We start from the raw sequence: 17,137 nt of genomic DNA, 5'->3' as shown, positions 1-17,137 counted from the left end.
TTACAGGGCGTCGAAGGTCGTCTCGCCCTCGGTGAGGCGCTCTAGGGTCTCCGCGAGGCCGTCGATGGAGACGCGCTTCTGGTCGGTGCTGTCCCGTTCGCGGAGGGTGACGGTGTCCTCCTCGAGGGACTCGTAGTCGACGGTCACGCAGTAGGGCGTGCCGATCTCGTCCTGCCGGCGGTAGCGGCGGCCGATGGCGCCGGAGTCGTCGTAGGTGACCGAGTGGCCGGCCTCGCGGAGCGCGCCGGCTATCTCGCGGGCGTACTCGGCCATCCCGTCCTTGTCCATCAGCGGGAAGACGCCGACGGTCGTCGGGGCCTGTTCGGGCGGGAGGTCGAGGTACGTCCGCGCCTCGCCGTCGACCTCGTCCTCGGTGTAGGCGTGTGCCAGCACGGTGTAGACGAGGCGGCCGACGCCGAAGGAGGGCTCGACCACGTGCGGGCGGACGTGCTCGCCGTTCTCGGTGACCTCCTCGACGCTGAAGTTCGTCTCCGCGACCGGGACGGCGTACGATTCGCCGTCGACCTCGACGGTCACCTCGTCGCCGTCGAAGGCCTCCGGGTTCCGCTCGGCCAGCGCCGCGAGCGCGTCGGCCACCCGCTGGGCGTCGCCGCCGAACTCGGGGCCGAGGTAGCTCATGTCGGGGTCGACCGTCGGCCGTTCGACGGTGACCGGTTCGTCGTACTGCTTGAAGACGGTGTAGTCCTCGCCGGAGTGCTCTGCGTGCTTCTTGAGGTCGTAGTCGCCCCGGTAGGCGAAGCCGGTGATCTCTATCCAGTCGCCGTCGATTTCGGCCTCGGCGTCCCAGCAGTCCGAGGCGTAGTGGGCGAGTTCGCCCGGCAGGTGCTGGCGGAACCGGAACCGGTCCATGTCGACGCCGATGCGCTCGTACCACCCCTTCGCGACGCCGAGGTAGTAGGCCACCCAGTCGCTCGTGACGACGCCGTCCGCGACGGCCTCGCCGACGTTCAGGTGCTCGACGTCGCCGTCGTCGGCCTGCTGGCTCTCGCCGGCGTACAGCGGCAGGGTGACGTCCTCGACCTCCGAGAGCGGCGGGTCGTCCGTCTCGGGGTCGACGAAGTGCTCGAGTTCGGCCTGCGTGAACTCGCGGACGCGCACCAGCGACTTCCGCGGGGAAATCTCGTTGCGGTAGGCCTTCCCGATCTGGGCGACGCCGAAGGGGAGCTGGTTGCGGGCGTACTCAGAGAGCTGCGGGAACTCCACGAAGATGCCCTGTGCCGTCTCCGGGCGGAGGTAGCCCGGCGAAGAGGTGCCCGGCCCGATGTTCGTCTCGAACATCAGGTTGAAGTTGTCGACGGGTTCGCCGGCCAGCGAGGCGTTGCAGGACGGACAGGCGATGTCGTGGTCGGCGATGATGTCCATGACCTCCTCGTTGGGAAGGGACTCGGCCTCCTCGATGTCGGTGTTGTCCTCGACGAGGTGGTCCGCTCGGTGGGTCGCGCCACACTCGGCGCACTCGATTATCATGTCGTCGAAGCCGTCGAGGTGGCCCGACGCCTCGAAGACGGGTTCGGGCATCACGTCGGGGGCCGAGATCTCCTGGTGGCCCTCCCGGACGACGAACCGGTCGCGCCACGCCTCCTCGACGTTCGACTTCAGCGCCGCACCCTGCGGGCCGTAGGTCCAGAAGCCGGCCGCGCCGCCGTACGCGCCGGCGGCGGGGAAGTAGAAGCCCCGGCGCTTGGCCAGTTCCGTCAGGCGCTCGCCCTCGCTCATAGGCCCTCCAGCAGGTCGACGTCGCGGACGATGCCGTCGAGCTCGTCGCCCGCGACGAGCGGAATCTGTTCGATGTCGTGCTCTATCATCAACTGGGCGGCCTCCTCGGCGGTGAGGCGCTTGCTCACCGTCACCACGTCGGCGGTCATGAACTCGCGGACGGGTTCGGCCGGGATCTCGACGTTCCGGGTGGGCATGTAGCGGCCGCCGACGGCCTTGATGCCCTCCCAGGCCCACTCGTCGTCCTCGTTGGCGATGGACTCGCCGGTGTCGTCCTCGCCCTCGACGACGCGGGCCACCTCGATGATGTCGACCTCCGTGAGCATGCCGGTCATCTCGCCCTCGTCGTCCAGGACGACGCCGTAGGGCACCTCGGCGTGGGACAGCTCGCGCTCGGCGACGGTCAGCGGCGTCTCGACGTAGATGCAGTTGATGTCGCTGCGCGCGAGGTCGCCGACGACGGCGCTTCCGTCGACGTCGCCGTTCGCGATGGCGTGGACCACGTCGGTGATGGTGACGATACCCTCGAGGCGACCGTCGACGACGGGGATGCGGCGCTCGCCCGCGGTGAGCATCAGCTCGGCGGCCTCCTGGATGGTGGCCTCGGCGCCGATGGTCGGGACCTCCTCGACCAGCAGGGCCAACTGGTCCTCGTCGGGCTGGTCGATGAGGGCGTCCCGCGAGATGAGTCCGCGGAACTCCTCGCCGTCGTCGGTCTCTTTGATGACGGGGACGGACGAGAAAGCCCGCTCCTGGAGGTACTCCAGCACGTCGTCACGGGTGCCCGGAATCTCGACCGTGACGACCTCCGAGCGCGGCGTCATGGCGTCTGCGACGTTCATACTGCCAAAACTTCCTGCCCGCACCTACTAAGTCCTTAACATCCACCGTTTTCACCCCCCGACGCCGCCCCCTCGGCGAGGGCGCGTGCCGGCGGGACGCCGGGCCGATGCACCCTCCGTGCGGGCGAGGTCCGGGCCGACGTCGCCCCCGCTCGTCCTTCTCACGAACGGATACGTTCACATGCGTTACCCGACCGAGCCGGTAGGCTGGCCGTACCGTCGACGGCCCCACCGAACGGCGCGACCAACCACCAGACGGGAACCGGATATCCTGCCGACAGCCGGGACGATAGAAGGGACAGAAAACCAACATGCGGCAGACAGATGTCTGACAGTCGGCCCGACTCCTTCTGGGGATTTCGCTACGTTTATATATGGGTGTTACATATTGTCATGCATGGAGCCGGACACGGTTGCCCCAGCGGAGGTTGCTGAGGACACGCAGGTTATGGCTTCCGTCGAGGAAGGCACGACTGACACGTTCGTCATCGCGGACGTCTCGACCGACGAGGCGTATATGACACTCCCGCTGGTAGACGCCGCCTCGCTGCCGGAGTGGCGGTAACGCGCGGTCCGGGTCACCGCGGTTCGACCCGACGATCTCACCTTTTCGCCGTACGCACCCCGTAGCCGTCGCTGGGTCGCACGTCCGCGGCGCCCGGTCGGGCCGCGGACGGTCAGGTCCCGCTCCCGAAGTCGAGTAGCGGTATCGAGGGCGGTTCGCCGTCGGCGGCCAGCGTTTCGGACTGGTCCACGCCGTCGGGCGTCACCAGGTCGACGACGTTCGACTGGCGCTCGGACTCGCGGCCGCCGAAGTCCCGCACGTCCCGTTCGCGCTCGATTCGGGCGACGCCGCCGGTCCCGGTCAGGGCGTTGCCCAGCACCAGCGGCACGAGTTCGGTCGTCGAGAGGTCGCCGACCGCGGCTCTCGGCAGCGACAGCCAGAGGCCTCGCGTGCCGTCGATAGTGTCGACGGTCACGTCGTCGGTGACGAGGGTCCCGTCGGACCGTTCGACGGCCGTCGTCGTCTCGCTCGCGACGACCCGCCTGTGGTACGGGGCCGCCAGCGTCGCGCCGACGCCTTCGCGGGCCTCCGTCGCGCCGCCGCTCGCATCGGGATAGCGGAGGTACAGCTGGAGGTGCTGGGGCCGACTCCCCGGTCCGTCCGTCTCCACGGGACCGCGGAACGCGAACTGGACGCGGTAGCGGTCCTCGCCCTCGAAGACGGCGAACCGGGTGAGGTCCAGCGCCCCGTCGGGCCACCGCGAGGAGTCGGGGTATGTGTACGTGCCGGGGCCGTGGTCGTCACCGGTCGGGTCGTCCCACGCGGCCACGAGGTCGGCGCCGAGCAGGCGGTTCCCGACGCCGGTCGACACGGCGACGGACGGCAGCGTCGCGCCCGCACCGGACCGGACCGCGGACTCGTCGTCCAGCGGGCCGACCAGCAGGTCCGCGACGTTCGACCCGCCGGTCCGGGCCACGTCGCCGGGCGCGTCGGGGTCGTAGCCGGCGACGAGCGCCGCGAACCGCAGGTCACGCGGGTCCGCGGGGAGGTACCGGTCCGGTACGTCCACCCGAATCTGGTCGCCGACGACGTGGGTGTCGAGGGTGGCCACCCGCTCGCCGTCGCTCGCCTCGAGGACGGCCGTCTCGGGCGTGACGACGACCCGATACTGCGCGGGGTCGGCCAGCGACGCGTCGACGCCCGTCCGGGTGGCCGTCGTCCCGCCGTCGGCGTCGGGGTCACCGAGGTACAGCTGGAGGTGCTGGCTCGCACCGTCCTCGGGCAGCCGCTCGAACGACCAGACGAACTGGTGGGCGTCGTCGCCCTCGTACACGTCGAGTCCCCGGAGGTCCAGCGCCGACGCCGGCGTCCCGTCCGGCGCGGTGGCGTCACCCCCGGGGTCGGAGAACGTCGCCAGCGGCGCCCCCCGACCGGCGAGTGCGTCGGCCCGCAGGACGACGGCCGCGTCGACGGCGACGGCCCCGTCGTCGGTGCCGACGTCCGCACCCGTGATGCGGTCGGTCCGGGCGACGGCCGGATGCTGGGCCACCTCGACGGGCTCCTCGCCGAAGTTCAGGAGGACGTGGACCCGTCGCCCGTCGGCCTCGCGGGCGTACCCGGTCACGCGGTCGGTCCCGGGCGCGACGGAGAGCGGCACCACGTCGGCATCCGATTGGAGCGCGGGTTCCGCGTGGCGCACGTCTGCGAGGTTCCGGTAGAACGCTCGCAACCCTTCGTCGGCGTCGTCCCAGTTCATCTGCTCGCGCATCCCCGTCAGGCCGGTCTCCTGTCCGTAGTAGACCATCGGCGCGCCGGGGAGCGTGAATGTCGCGGCGCCGGCGGCCATCTGTGCACCCCGGCTCGCCCCGGCCAGATAGCGGTCCGTGTCGTGGTTCTCGACGTAGTTCAGCAGGCCGACGTGGTCGGGGTAGCCGGCGTCGCGACGCCACGCCGTCACGTCGTGGAGGGCGCCGGCCGGTTCCTCGCCGGCCCCTATCGCGCCGAGCGTCTCGAACAGCCCCTCGCCGTAGTGGAGGCCGAACTCGTCCTCGGCGAAGTCGGCATGGTCGTCCTCCCACGGCACACACTCGCCCAGCAGGAGGAAGTCGGGGTGCTGGCGCTTGATGCGGGCACGGAACTCCTTCCAGAAGCTGTGTGGAATCCCCCACGCCACGTCACAGCGGAAGCCGTCGACCACCTCGGCCCACTCCTCGGCGACGGCCAGCACCCACGACCGGACGGCGGGTTCGTCGAAGTCCAGAACGGGGATGCCGCGCCACCCGAAGTAGTACTGGGCCTCGTCGCCCTCCCAGCGGTACCAGTCGCGGAACGGGGCGTCCTCGCCGGCCGCCGCGGACTGGAAGTAGGGGTGTTCGCGGGCGGTGTGGTTCACCACGAGGTCGAATATCACCTTGATGTCTCGCTCGTGGCACGCGTCGACGAACGACTCGAAGGCCTCGCGGGACCCCAGCGCGTCGGCCGTCTCGAAGTAGTCGATGACGTCGTAGCCGTGGGGCCCGCCCGGTTGGGTCTCGTCCCGGTGGCTGTGGGCGTCCAGTATCGGCGTCAGCCACACCGCGTCGGCGCCCATCGAGTCGAGGTACGCAACCTTCGACTCGAGGAACTCGAAGTCGACGTCCGCGCCGAACCGCCGGACGAATATCTCGTAGACGACGGCGTCTTCGGCCCACGCCGGCGGTTCCGTCGGGTGATGGACCGTCCCGTCCGGGTCCACCCGGACGGTGTCGGTGACGCTCCGGCCGGTCCGTCCGGCGGCGGCCGCGTGGATTCGGACCGATTCCGACAGGTCCACCGGGCTGAGGCGTGCCTCACGACCCTCGACGGCGAGCGACCCGTCGAACGCGTCCCGGTCCCGGTCGTCGACTACGTACTCGACGGTGAGGGCGTCGTCGGACTCGTCGCTGCTCGGGGGCGCACGAGCGTCCGCGCGGAGCAGTACCTCGTCGCTGCCCGGCTCGTCGTCCGCCGAGAGGGTGAGCGTCGGCCGGGGTCCGCCCGCCGTCTGTCGGGGAAACGCCCGGACCGTGAGCGCGTGGGAGCCGTCGGGGGCGTCCAGTTCCAGCGTGTAGGTGCCCGGTTCGTCCGGTTCGAACTCGACGGCGGCCCCGTCACCGACCGTCGCCTCGCTCCCCGCCGGCGCGTCGACGACCGACCACGCGTAGGCGCCGTCGCGGTCGGGGTGCCACGGCGCGAGGTTGCTCTCGACGCCGGCGAACTCCGGCGCTCGGACCGTCTCGCCGACGCTCGTGAACACGGGCGGGCCCGGCGCGTGGGACCCGTCGACGGCCGCCTGCGGCGCGTCCGCGACGCCGGGTCCCGTACCGGTCGGCGTCCCGCCGTCGGTGGCCGTCGATACCCCGTCGTCGGTCGGTGGTGTCTCGTCGGCCTCGCCGGGACACCCGGCGAGTCCCGCCACCGCCGCGGAGAGGAGCAGGTGGCGTCTGGTCAGCGCCGTGCGGTCGCCTGTCATGGGCGGGTGTTGGGAGACTGATTGAATAAACGTTGAGGTTTTACAACATATGTGTAACGGGCGTCGGCGACCGGTCGAGTCGCCCTCACAAGAACGGTGGTGTTCGATACTACAGGTGTTTATACGACTACGGCCCGCCGGCCACCTCGTCTCCGGGACGAGAAAACAAATGTTATACACGCTGACTCGGTTCCACTCGATATGAAGGTACTCGTCACGGACCCCATCGCCGACGCCGGCCTCGAACGGCTGCGTGAGGCGGGCCACGAGGTGGAGACAGCCTACGACGTCGAGGGCGACGCGCTGCTGGACGCCGTGGCCGACGCGAACGCGCTCATCGTCCGGTCGGGCACCGAGGTCACCGACGAGGTGCTCTCGGCCGCCCCCGAACTCGTCATCGTCGGCCGGGCCGGCATCGGCGTCGACAACATCGACATCGACGCCGCCACCGAACACGGCGTCATCGTCGCCAACGCCCCCGAGGGCAACGTCCGGGCCGCCGCCGAACACAGCGTCGCCATGGCGTTCGCCACCGCCCGCTCCATCCCGCAGGCCCACGACCGGCTGAAGGGCGGCGAGTGGGCGAAGGGCGCCTTCCTCGGCACCGAGGTCAACAAGAAGACGCTGGGCGTCGTCGGCTTCGGCCGCGTCGGTCAGGAGGTCGCCAAGCGGCTCGGCAACCTCGGCATGGACATCGTCACGTTCGACCCCTACATCAGCGAGGAGCGCGCCAAGCAGTTCGGCGCCGAACTCGTCGACGAACTCGACGCGTGTCTGAAGAAGGCCGACTTCGTCACCATCCACACGCCGCTCACGCCAGAGACCGAGAACATGATCGGCGAGGAGGAGCTCGCCCAGCTCGAGGGCGGCTACGTCGTCAACTGCGCCCGCGGCGGCATCATCGACGAGCCCGCGCTGGCCGAGGCCGTCGAGGACGGCGTCCTCAAGGGCGCGGCGCTGGACGTCTTCGGCGAGGAACCGCTCCCCGAGGACTCGCCGCTGCTGGACGTCGAGGACATCATCGTCACGCCCCATCTGGGCGCCTCCACGGAGGCCGCACAGGAGAACGTCGCCACCTCCACGGCCGACCAGATAATCGCCGCGTTCAACGAGGAACCGGTCGCCAACGCCCTGAACGCGCCGTCGCTGGACCGGGCCACCTTCGAACAGGTCGAGCCGTACCTCGAACTGGCGAGCACGGCGGGCCGCATCGCCGTCCAGCTGTTCGACGGCCACATGTCCGAGGTCGAGGTCACCTACGCCGGCGACATCGCCGACGAGGACGTCGAGTACGTCACCGCCAGCGCGCTGGAGGGGGTCTTCGCGCCCTCCGACATCCAGGTCAACGCCGTCAACGCGCCGCAGGTCGCGAAGGAACGCGGCATCAACGTCACCGAGTCGAAGACGAGCGCCGCCGAGGACTACCAGAGCCTCATCACGGTCACCGTCTCCGACGGCGAGGAGTCCGTCTCTGTCTGTGGGACCCAGTTCGGGGGCGAGGAGTCCCGCATCGTCCGCATCGACGACCACCGCATCGAAGCGGTGCCCCACGGCCACATGCTCGTCGTCCGCAACAAGGACGAACCGGGTACCATCGGCTTCATCGGCACCGTGCTGGGCGAGTCGAACATCAACATCGCGGGGATGTTCAACGGCCGCGAGACCATCGGCGGGGAAGCCATGTCCGTCTACAACCTCGACGAACCGCCGACGGCCGAGGTGTTCGACCGCCTGGCCGAGGACGGCCGCATCATCGAGACCACGTACGTCGCGCTCGGCGACGCGTAGGCCCGTTCTCGATTCTGAATCTTTTGGGGAACCGTTATCTGTTCCGCTAATCTCTCTCGGGTAACGAGTTGGTGGGATGGACACGAACGACAGCCGACAGGTCCGGGTCCTGGCAGCCGACGACGAGCGACTCGGCGCGGTCCGGGCGGTCCTCGCCGAACGCGGGTTCGACGTCGACCACGTCGAGAGCCCCGCCGCCCTCGAACAGGCCGACACCGACGCCTACGACCTCGTCGTCGTCGCACACGACGAGACGACGGCGCCCGAACGGGACGGCGTCGCCGGCGTCGAGACGGCGGTGGCCGCCGTCGACTGCCCGGTCGTCCTGTACGCCGTCGGCTTCCCGGGGGCCGACGTGGCCATCGACGCTCTCGCGGCCGGGGCCGCCGACGCCGTGTACGTCCCGCCCGAACGCGCCGACCTGCTGGCCCGTCGCTTCCGCTGTGCGGCGACCGACGAGCGCTCCTTCGACCCGCCCGAGGCGCTGCTGGCCGACTTCTTCGAGCACTACCCGGAGGACGTCTTCGTCAAGGATGACAGCTCCCGTATCGCCATCGGGAGCCACGAGACGACCCAGCCACAGGGGTACGACCGCGACCAGCTGGTCGGACTGACCGACTACGAACTGTTCCACCCGGACCTCGCCGACGCGCTGTACGAACAGGAGCGGCGCATCCGCGAGGAGGACGACCCGCAGGTGAACGTCGTCGAGCACTACGTCGAGGACGGCGAGGACCGCTGGGTGTCCTCGACGAAGGTCCCGCGGTACGACGAGGACGGCGCGGTGACCGGTATCGTCGGCGGGACCCGCGACGTGACGGACCTGTGCCGCAGAGAGGAGCTCGTCGCCTCGCTCAACGAGTGGAGCCGCGACCTGATGCGCACCGAGACGGCCGCCGACATCTGCCGGCTGACGGCCGCCTTCGCCGCGGACATCGATGCGCTCCCGTCGGCACAGGTGGTCCTCGACGACGGTACCCGCCTCACGCCCGTCGACGTCGACGACGACGGCCCCGCCCTGTTCGAGGCCCACGAGCGCTGGTTCTGGCGGGCCTTCGAGACGGGGGACCCGCAGTACGTCACGACCGGGCCCGACGGGCGGACGACGCGGACCGACGGCGCCGACCCGGCCGAGATAGCGGTCGTGGTGTTACCGCTGGGCGACCACGGCGCGCTCGGGCTCTCGCCCGACGACAGCGTCGACGAGTTCACGCTGGACCTCGCGAACGTGCTCGCGGCGACCGTCGAGGCCTCGCTGGACCGGGCCGAGCGCGAACAGGAACTGCGCGAACACGAACGCGAGCTGGAGACACAGAACGAACGGCTGGAGGCGTTCACGACGATGGTGAGCCACGACCTGCGGAACCCGCTGCAGGTCGCGCTCGGCGCCACGGAGCTGCTGGACGAGGAGTCCGACCACGTCGACCGCATCTACACGGCGCTGGACCAGATGGACCGCCTCGTCGACGAGCTCCTGACGCTGGCCAGACGGGGCGAGATCGTCGGTGACCGGGTCCCCGTCGACGTCGCGACCCTCGCGGGCGCCGCGTGGAGCGCCGTCGACACGGGCGAGGCGACGCTGACGCTCGAGGACCCCGGCACCGTCGTCGCCGACCGCGACCGCCTGCAGGAGCTGTTCGAGAATCTCCTCTGGGTGTTGCTGGAACGCGCGGCGAACGACCCGACCGTCCGCGTCGGGTCGCTGGGCGCGGGCGGGCTCTACATCGAACACGCCGAGCGGACGACGCCGGACGCCGCGGGCGACCCGCTGGCCGCGTCCCCGCTGGACACGGAGGACTGGACGCAGTACGGCCAGTACATCGTCTCGACAATCGCGGAAGCGTACGGCTGGGACGTGACCGCGGTCGACACCGAGGGCGACCACGTCCGGTTCGAGATAACCGGCCTGGAGGGACGATGACCGGACCCGACCCGCTGGCGGTCACCTGCGTCGACCCGGACGGGCGACTCGACCCGGTCGTCGGCGCGCTCCGGGGGGCCGACGACGTGGCGGTCACGACCGTCGAGACCGTGGCCGACGTGCCGGCGACGGCGGACTGCTGTGTCCTGTTGCACGCGCCGGCGACGGCGTCGCACCCGGCCGTCGACGCCTTCGCCCAACTGGACGCGCTCGCCGACGCCCGTCCCGACGTGTCGGTCGCCGTCTACGGCCACGACATCGGGTCGATGGCGACGACGACGCGGGCGTTCACCCACCGGGTGATCGAGGCGAACGCCGACGCCGCGATGACGATGACGGCTGACCGCCCCGAACTCATCGTCCGCCGGGTCAGGCAGGCCGCCGGCCGCGAGACACACTTTCAGTCCGACCCCGACCTGCTGGACTCGCTACTGGACTCGTTCCCCCACCAGCTGTTCGTCAAGGACGACGTCGGCCGGTTCGTCGACGCCAGCGCGGTCACGGCCAGCGAGTACGACTTCGACCGGGACGAACTGGTCGGGCTGACCGACTACGAGCTCCTCCCGCACGACCTCGCCGACGACCTCTACGCGGAGGAACAGCGCATCATGGCCGCCGGCGAACCGATGCTGCACAAGGTCGAACACTACGTCGACATCGAGGGCCGCAGTCGCTGGGTCAACACGGCGAAAGCGCCCCGGTTCGACGCCGACGGCGACCCGATAGGTATCGTCGGCAGCGCCCGGGACGTCACCGACGAGAAGCGACAGGAGCACATGGTCCGGGCGGTCCACGAGGCCAGCCGCGACCTCGTGCGGGCGGGCGACCGGACCGAGATCGGCGAGGTGACCGTCGCCATCGCCGAGGACATCCCGGCGCTCCCGCGGGTACAGGTCGCCCTCGTCGACGCCGACGGCGGCGCCCTCCGCCCGGTCGACCCCGACGACGGGGGGCAGATATACGACCAGTACGCGGGGTGGTACGACCGGGCCTTCGACCGCGGCGAGACGCTGTTCGTCACCGCCGACGGGGCCGACGCGACGGTCGAGTGGACGGCCGCCGACGAGCCCGCCGCCGCCCTCATCCCCGTGGGTGACCACGGCGTCTTCGGCGTCACGACGGGGGAGGGGACCGTCGACGAGTTCACGCTGGACCTCGCGGAGATCCTCGCGGCCAACGTCGAGGCCGCACTCGACCGGGCCGAACGCGAGCGCGACCTCGAACGCCAGAACGAGCGACTGGAGGAGTTCGCCAGCATCGTCAGCCACGACCTGCGGAACCCGCTGACCGTCGCCGACGCCCACGCCGAACTCGCCAGAGAGGACCCGCGACCGGAGCACTTCGACAAGATAGACGACGCCCTCGACCGGATGGCCCAGCTGACCGAGGAACTGCTGACGCTCGCGAAGAAGGGCCAGGCCGTCGGCGAGACGACGACCGTCCAGTTGGCGACCGCCGTCGACGAGGCCCGCACCTCAGTCGACACCGACCGTCTCGCGGTCCGAACCGCCGACCTCGGCACCGTCGAGGCCGACGCCTCGCGGCTGGTCGAACTCCTCGAGAACCTCCTCCGGAACGCCGTGGAGCACGGCTCGACGGGCACTCGAGCCCCGGCCGGCGACGCCGTCGAGGACGGTGGCCACGGCGACGCCCCGGTCACCGTCACCGTCGGGATGCTCCCGGACGGCGAGGGGTTCTACGTCGCCGACGACGGCCCCGGCATCCCCGAAGGCGACCGCGAGGCCGTGTTCGAGATGGGGTACACCGACAGCGAGGACGGCACGGGGTACGGGCTCTACATCGTCGAGACCATCGCGGAGGCACACGGGTGGTCGGTGGCGGTCGCCGAGAGCGACACGGGCGGCGCACGGTTCGAGGTCCGAGACGCGTCCACCCGGTGATCAGCGCTCGTCGAGCAACCGCTCGTACCGCTCGACCACCGCCCGTCGGCGTTCGCGTTCGGACTCGAGCGCCGCCTCCAGCGCGGCGATGCGACAGTACAGGACGGTCAGTTCGAACTGCGCGATGCTCGTCGGGGTGGCCCCGATAGACGTGCGGTCGACGTCCGACCCGGACTCGGGCGTCGCCACTTGGGTGGGTCGTGTGGTCACACACCACGATTGGTGTCGACCGTCAAAAGCACCCATCGGACGGTCGTCACACGCCCGTCATGCGGTCGGCGGCGGCCTGAGAGCGCAGGCCGGGCTACATGAAGTCCGCGATGCCGGACTGCTTGTTGTGGTCGTTCTCGAACACCGACTCGATGGACCGTTCGAGAATCTTCAACCGCTGTTTCGTGTAGTCGCGAGCGCCGAACTCGTCGGCGACCCGGATGGCCGTGTCGATGTACTTCGTCACCGACCCCTCGTGGACGGTGAGGTTCACCCGGCCGCCACACTCCCGGCAGTCGCCGGTCAGGGGCATCCGGCGGAACGACTCCCCGCAGTCCAGACACCGGACCTCCTGTCTGGAGAACGCCCGGAGGTTGCCGATGAGGTCCGGCAGGAAGTGGTACTCGATGATGCGCTCGGCGACGTCGGACTCGACGACGGCCCGGAGCTTCCGGGACAGCGAGAGCTGGGCGTCCATCTTCTCCTCCATCGACCCGAGCGTCTTGTACGCAGAGAGATCCGGCCCGGCCGCGAGGTCGGTGGTGTCGTGGGTGTGCCGGAAGTCGGTGTACTCGCGGTCGGTGCCCAGCGTCTCCTCCGCGATTTTCATGATGTCCTCCACCGCCGCGGGGTCGGCCAGCTCGCGGGTGGCCTCGTAGAACTCCCGGGGGTACCGCTCCATGATGTCCATGTTGTGGGCCTCGTCGTCGATCTCGCTCGGGTCGATGCGCGAGGACATGACGAGGGGAGCGTCCATCTGGCCCCCGCGCTTGTCCGGGAGGTAGGACTTCGAGAAGTTGAGCAGGCCGTCCATCAACAGCATCACGCAGTCCTCGTCGCCATCGCACTGGCCGACGTAGGTGCCCTCGACGGCGACCCGGTGGGTGTCGGCGACGGTGAGACAGTAGACGTGGTCGACGTCGCTTCGCTCGTACTCGACAGCGCTCACCGAGTCCGTCGGGACCCCAGCGCCGTCGGTCACCGGGACGGCCGCCCCCGCGCCGGTCATCGTCGTCTCGCCGCCGTCGTAGGCCGGCAGGTCGTCGCCGACGTCGATGTCGCTGGCCGGCACCTCCTCGACGCCGTCGGCCCCGGCCCGGAGCATCGTGTGGTCCGGGGTGACCCGCAGCGTCCGGTCGCCGACCTCGATGCGGACGAGGTGGTCCGGCGCGGGGTGTTTCGAGACGGCCTCGACCGGTCTGCGGCAGGGGCCGTCCGCCCCCAGCGACGGCACCGCGAGGTCGCCGTCAAGGTCCTGCGTGAGCGTCCCGAAGTCGTCCGTCGCCGGGTCGTCGAGCCGCGGTTCGACCAGTTCCTCGATGGTGCCATAGGCCCACTCGTCGTCCTCCCCGCGGTGCCAGAGGCGCGTCTCCGGGTGGAAGCAGTTCCGCCGTTTCGCGGCGTGGAAGTACGGGTGGGCGTAGCCGACGGCCGCCGAGGTGAACCCGACGACACGGCCGACCGTCGCCGCGGAGGTGTGGGGCGCCATCCCGAAGACGAGTTCGCCCACGAGGTCCTCGCGGTCGTCGAACTCGTAGTACGGTTCGAGGCCGTAGTACTGCTCCAGGAGGTCGTCGACGAACGCCGCAGTCTGGAGCATGTGGTCGGCCGCGCCGTCCGAGAGGACGATGTCCTGCACCTTCAGTTCGACCAGTTGGTCGGCGCGGGTCAGCGGGTCGCCGTGGATGTCCGTCTCGTAGCCCAGGTGGCGCAGCCGGTCGGGCTCGACGTCGAGTTCGGCCGGTCGGACCGCCGTCACCGGCAGGTCGGTCATGTCGTAGCGGACGGTGCCGTCCTTGAACGCCGAGACGTCGTGTTTCGCCCGCAGAATCCCCTTCTCCATCGGCTCGGGCAGTTTCTCCTCGGAGGTGAGCCCCTTGACCGCTTTCAGCGTGTCGAACGCCGTCTCGCGCTCGCCCACGCGCTGGAGGGCGTCGCGGTATATCTCCCGGACGTCCAGTTCCGCGTACTGGGTGGGCGAGGCCAGCGTCTCACAGCGGTCACACTCCGCGCGGCCGGACTCGTCGGGTTCGACCTCGGCCTCGCAGTCCGGGCAGACGTACACCGTCTCGGCGACGGCGTCGCACTCCGGACAGCGGGCCTCGTGGGTCTCCGTGTCGCAGTCGGGACAGCGCCGGCGGGCCACCTCCACCTCGACCCGGCCCGGCGTCTCGCTCATCGAGTCGGCGTGTTTGGTCGCGTCGGCGACGCTGCGCTGGGCCCCGCCGGCCTCGCCGATGGGGAAGAGCGTGTGGACCGCCGGCGAGAGGTCCCGGCGCTCTGACTTCTCGGGTCGGCCCATCCGGTTGCCGATGCGGGTCGGGGCCCGTTCCCGTATCTCGAAGGGCGACACTTCGTCGACCGCGAGGACGGCGTTCCGACCCGCCTCCTCGCCCAGTTCGTCGTCGACGTAGCCGATGGCGTCGGCCGCCTCCTGTTCGCCGTAGGTCTTCGCGCGGTCCGAGAGGTCGTCGATGGTCCACGCCCGCTCCAGTGACCGGTCGAAACCGAGCGTGCGGACCAGCGGGAGCCAGTCGGGGACCACCAGGCGGTCCTCCTCCTGGGTGTGCTCGACCAGCAACCGCTCGAGGGCGGTCTCTGCGTCGTCGGTCCGCGGGAGGACGAGGTCGCCGTCGGCGGCGGTGCCACCCGGCCCCTCGACGACCGCCCCGTCGGTGTGTGCGACCCGCCCGTCGTCGACGGCGTCGGCCAGCGCCGCCATCTGCTCGACGCTCACGTCGTGCCAGAGGTAGGTGTACTTCGGGTGGAGCGGCGCGTCGTACTCGCTGGCCCACTCCAGCGCTTCCTCGGCGCTGGGGTCCGCGAGGTCGACCGACGGGCTGTCCCGCATCGCTTGCACGTCCGCCCCGGCGGCCTCGAAGTCCTGCTCCCACCACTCGACGGTGTAGGAGGCGGGGGCCAGCGGGTGGTTGTTCTCGACGAACTCGCCGTAGTTGACGAGGTACTCGCCGAGGTCGAGTATCTTCTCGACCCCGTTCCTGACTTCGAGGGCCTCCTCGGCGTCGTCGATGCGCCGGACGTCCCCGTTGGCCAGCCGGACGGTCGGCCCCTCGATGGTGTCGACGGGGACGACTCCCGCCGCCTTCCCGGGCCGTTCGGTCTTTATCTGGGTCCCGGTCGCGAGGAAGTCGTCGACCAGGTGCATCGTCGCGGGGTGGACCCCCGCCGTCGCGAACCCGTGGTTGCGCGCCCGGCCGTAGCGCAGGCGGAACCCGCCCGACTTCGAGGGGTGCGAGAAGACGGGCCGGCCGGCGATGAGGTCCCGGAGGTACTTCTTCGCGGGGTCGACGCGGGGCGGGCCGGCTGCCTCCTCGCCGTCGTCGCTCTCGTCACCGTCGCCCTCGCTCTCGCTCGCGGCGTCGTCGCCCGCGTCGACCGCGGCCGCCTCGTCGGCCTCGCCCCCCTCGTCTTTCCCGATGGTGCCGTCGATGAGGTCCTGCAGCCACGGCCAGTCGACCTCGTCCAGATTGCGGGTGTACCGCTGTATCTTCGGGGCCTTCAGCGCGATGCCCTCCGCGAGGACGAGACACATCCCGCCGCGGGCGGAGTTCGAGTCCACCCGTTCGAGGTCCCGATACCCCGATACCTCCTCGTCGCCGGTGGCCTCGCCGTCCAGCATGATGGGCATGTGCTCGGCGATGAACTTCGTCTCCTTCTCCTTCGGCGAGTACTGGAGGCCGGTGTCCTTGTCGTAGAGGTCTATCTCCTCGGCGTAGCGGCCGATCTCCTCCTCGCGGGCCTTGTACTGGTCGATGCCCAGCAGCGCCCGGGCGTAGTCGGCGACGAGGACGGAGAGGGCCTGTGCGGTCCCGCCCGCAGAGCGGATGGGACCGGCGTAGTAGACGTTGATGAACTCCGTCCCGTCGTCGTTCTCCAGCAGCTCCACGCGGTCGATGCCCTCGATGGGCGCGGCGACAACGCCCTCGGTCAGGAGGGCGACGGCGGTCCGAACGGCGCCCTCGACCTTCCCCTCGCGGGTGTCGTAGTCGCCGACGGTGCCCTCGACGAAGTCGTCGACGAGCTCGAGGGCGGCCTCTTCCCGGGACATCTCGCCCTCCAGTTCCCGGACTCGCTCGGCGACGCCCTCGATGCCGAGGATGTTCTCCACCCGGTCGGCCATGTCCCGCGCGGTCGGAATCTCCACCTCGGGCTCGGGGTCGCCGCCGCGCTGGCGGGCGCGCCGGGCGACGTCCATCGCCGACTCGAGTTCCGTCTCGAGTGTCTCGAAGTACTGTTCGTCGGCCTCGCGCATCTACAGCTCCCAGAGGTCCAGGTCCGTCGGTTCGTCGTGGTCGCGTTCGAGGTGGGTGTCGAACGCGCGGACGTACAGTTCCCCCGCCCAGACCGTGCCGCCGTTCAGGTGCCCGGCCAGCGCCTCGCCGTCCGGTCGCGAGAGGACGGCGTGGGTGTGTGCGAACCGCTCGCCCTCCAGCCACGAGACGTTGCCCACGCACGCGGCCACCTCCAGCGGTTCGTCGAAGGTGATGGCGTCGTACTCGGTCCGGTCCTGGTCGTAGAACCATATCTCGGCGTCCTGTACCGCGCCGAGGCCGTAGAAGAAGGCCGCGTCGATCTCCTCGTCGCCGGCGAACGACTCTATCTGCGCTCGCCAGTCGGCGCCGTGGTCCAGTCGGCAGACGAACTCCGAGGCGGTGTCGACCTCCCGATAATCCATACTGGAACGCGACGGTAGGCGACGGCAAAAACGTACCGCCCTGACTC

Annotated in this window: 10 protein-coding genes; 4 read left to right on the top strand and 6 right to left on the bottom strand. The window is 70.1% G+C overall.

Annotated elements, in window-relative coordinates; all coding sequences use genetic code 11:
• A complete protein-coding gene (glyS, locus tag ACV7GQ_RS16605; protein ID WP_470311318.1) occupies window positions 1-1,737 on the bottom strand; it encodes a glycine--tRNA ligase in 1,737 nt (578 codons plus the stop codon).
• Window positions 1,734-2,579: a CBS domain-containing protein gene (locus ACV7GQ_RS16600; protein ID WP_470311317.1), complete on the bottom strand. Its 846-nt coding sequence runs from the start codon at window positions 2,577-2,579 to the stop codon at window positions 1,734-1,736. Before ACV7GQ_RS16600 ends, glyS begins: the two co-directional genes overlap by 4 nt.
• Window positions 2,580-2,976: 397 nt before the next feature.
• Between ACV7GQ_RS16600 and ACV7GQ_RS16595 the strand changes: the two genes are divergently transcribed.
• Window positions 2,977-3,144 carry a DUF7556 family protein gene (locus tag ACV7GQ_RS16595; RefSeq protein WP_470311316.1) on the top strand — a complete coding sequence of 56 codons (168 nt, stop codon included), beginning with the start codon at window positions 2,977-2,979 and terminating at the stop codon, window positions 3,142-3,144.
• A 112-nt stretch (window positions 3,145-3,256) separates the two neighbouring features.
• On the opposite strand, the gene ACV7GQ_RS16590 is transcribed toward ACV7GQ_RS16595, so the two are convergent.
• Entirely contained in the window at window positions 3,257-6,574 is a 3,318-nt protein-coding gene (locus ACV7GQ_RS16590) for an alpha-amylase family glycosyl hydrolase (protein ID WP_470311315.1), read from the bottom strand.
• A 201-nt stretch (window positions 6,575-6,775) separates the two neighbouring features.
• On the opposite strand from ACV7GQ_RS16590, the gene serA reads away from it, so the two are divergent.
• The 3 genes from serA to ACV7GQ_RS16575 all read left to right on the top strand — a co-directional run bounded on the left by serA (window position 6,776) and on the right by ACV7GQ_RS16575 (window position 12,184).
• Window positions 6,776-8,362 (top strand): phosphoglycerate dehydrogenase, encoded by a 1,587-nt coding sequence (gene serA, locus ACV7GQ_RS16585; protein ID WP_470311314.1) that lies wholly within the window; start codon window positions 6,776-6,778, stop codon window positions 8,360-8,362.
• 76 nt (window positions 8,363-8,438) lie between these two features.
• The gene (locus ACV7GQ_RS16580; RefSeq protein WP_470311313.1) at window positions 8,439-10,283 is read left to right on the top strand and encodes a PAS domain S-box protein; all 1,845 of its coding nucleotides are present in this window, start codon (window positions 8,439-8,441) and stop codon (window positions 10,281-10,283) included.
• The gene (locus ACV7GQ_RS16575) at window positions 10,280-12,184 is read left to right on the top strand and encodes a PAS domain-containing sensor histidine kinase (RefSeq protein WP_470311312.1); all 1,905 of its coding nucleotides are present in this window, start codon (window positions 10,280-10,282) and stop codon (window positions 12,182-12,184) included. The genes ACV7GQ_RS16580 and ACV7GQ_RS16575 overlap by 4 nt, the downstream gene beginning before the upstream one ends.
• Here ACV7GQ_RS16575 and ACV7GQ_RS16570 read toward each other — a convergent pair whose 3' ends face one another.
• From ACV7GQ_RS16570 to ACV7GQ_RS16560, 3 genes are all read right to left on the bottom strand, one after another.
• Window positions 12,185-12,394, bottom strand: a complete 210-nt coding sequence (locus ACV7GQ_RS16570) for a hypothetical protein (RefSeq protein ID WP_470311311.1) — start codon at window positions 12,392-12,394, stop codon at window positions 12,185-12,187.
• A gap of 94 nt (window positions 12,395-12,488) precedes the next feature.
• Window positions 12,489-16,667 carry a DNA-directed DNA polymerase II large subunit gene (locus tag ACV7GQ_RS16565; protein ID WP_470311310.1) on the bottom strand — a complete coding sequence of 1,393 codons (4,179 nt, stop codon included), beginning with the start codon at window positions 16,665-16,667 and terminating at the stop codon, window positions 12,489-12,491.
• Window positions 16,668-17,090, bottom strand: a complete 423-nt coding sequence (locus ACV7GQ_RS16560; RefSeq protein WP_470311309.1) for a PPC domain-containing DNA-binding protein — start codon at window positions 17,088-17,090, stop codon at window positions 16,668-16,670.
• Window positions 17,091-17,137: the final 47 nt, after the last annotated feature.

The sequence above is a fragment of the Haloarcula sp. MBLA0163 genome (assembly GCF_055632435.1).
The sequence above is the reverse complement of the archived record's forward strand: the minus strand, read 5'-3'. Positions and strand labels throughout refer to the sequence as shown.

Coding starts and splice junctions, on each gene's coding strand:
- glyS (WP_470311318.1), bottom strand. CDS start 1,737: ATGAGCGAGGGCGAGCGCCTGACGGAACTGGCCAAGCGCCGGGGCTTC.
- serA (WP_470311314.1), top strand. CDS start 6,776: ATGAAGGTACTCGTCACGGACCCCATCGCCGACGCCGGCCTCGAACGG.
- ACV7GQ_RS16595 (WP_470311316.1), top strand. CDS start 2,977: ATGGAGCCGGACACGGTTGCCCCAGCGGAGGTTGCTGAGGACACGCAG.
- ACV7GQ_RS16565 (WP_470311310.1), bottom strand. CDS start 16,667: ATGCGCGAGGCCGACGAACAGTACTTCGAGACACTCGAGACGGAACTC.
- ACV7GQ_RS16560 (WP_470311309.1), bottom strand. CDS start 17,090: ATGGATTATCGGGAGGTCGACACCGCCTCGGAGTTCGTCTGCCGACTG.
- ACV7GQ_RS16580 (WP_470311313.1), top strand. CDS start 8,439: ATGGACACGAACGACAGCCGACAGGTCCGGGTCCTGGCAGCCGACGAC.
- ACV7GQ_RS16600 (WP_470311317.1), bottom strand. CDS start 2,579: ATGAACGTCGCAGACGCCATGACGCCGCGCTCGGAGGTCGTCACGGTC.
- ACV7GQ_RS16575 (WP_470311312.1), top strand. CDS start 10,280: ATGACCGGACCCGACCCGCTGGCGGTCACCTGCGTCGACCCGGACGGG.
- ACV7GQ_RS16590 (WP_470311315.1), bottom strand. CDS start 6,574: ATGACAGGCGACCGCACGGCGCTGACCAGACGCCACCTGCTCCTCTCC.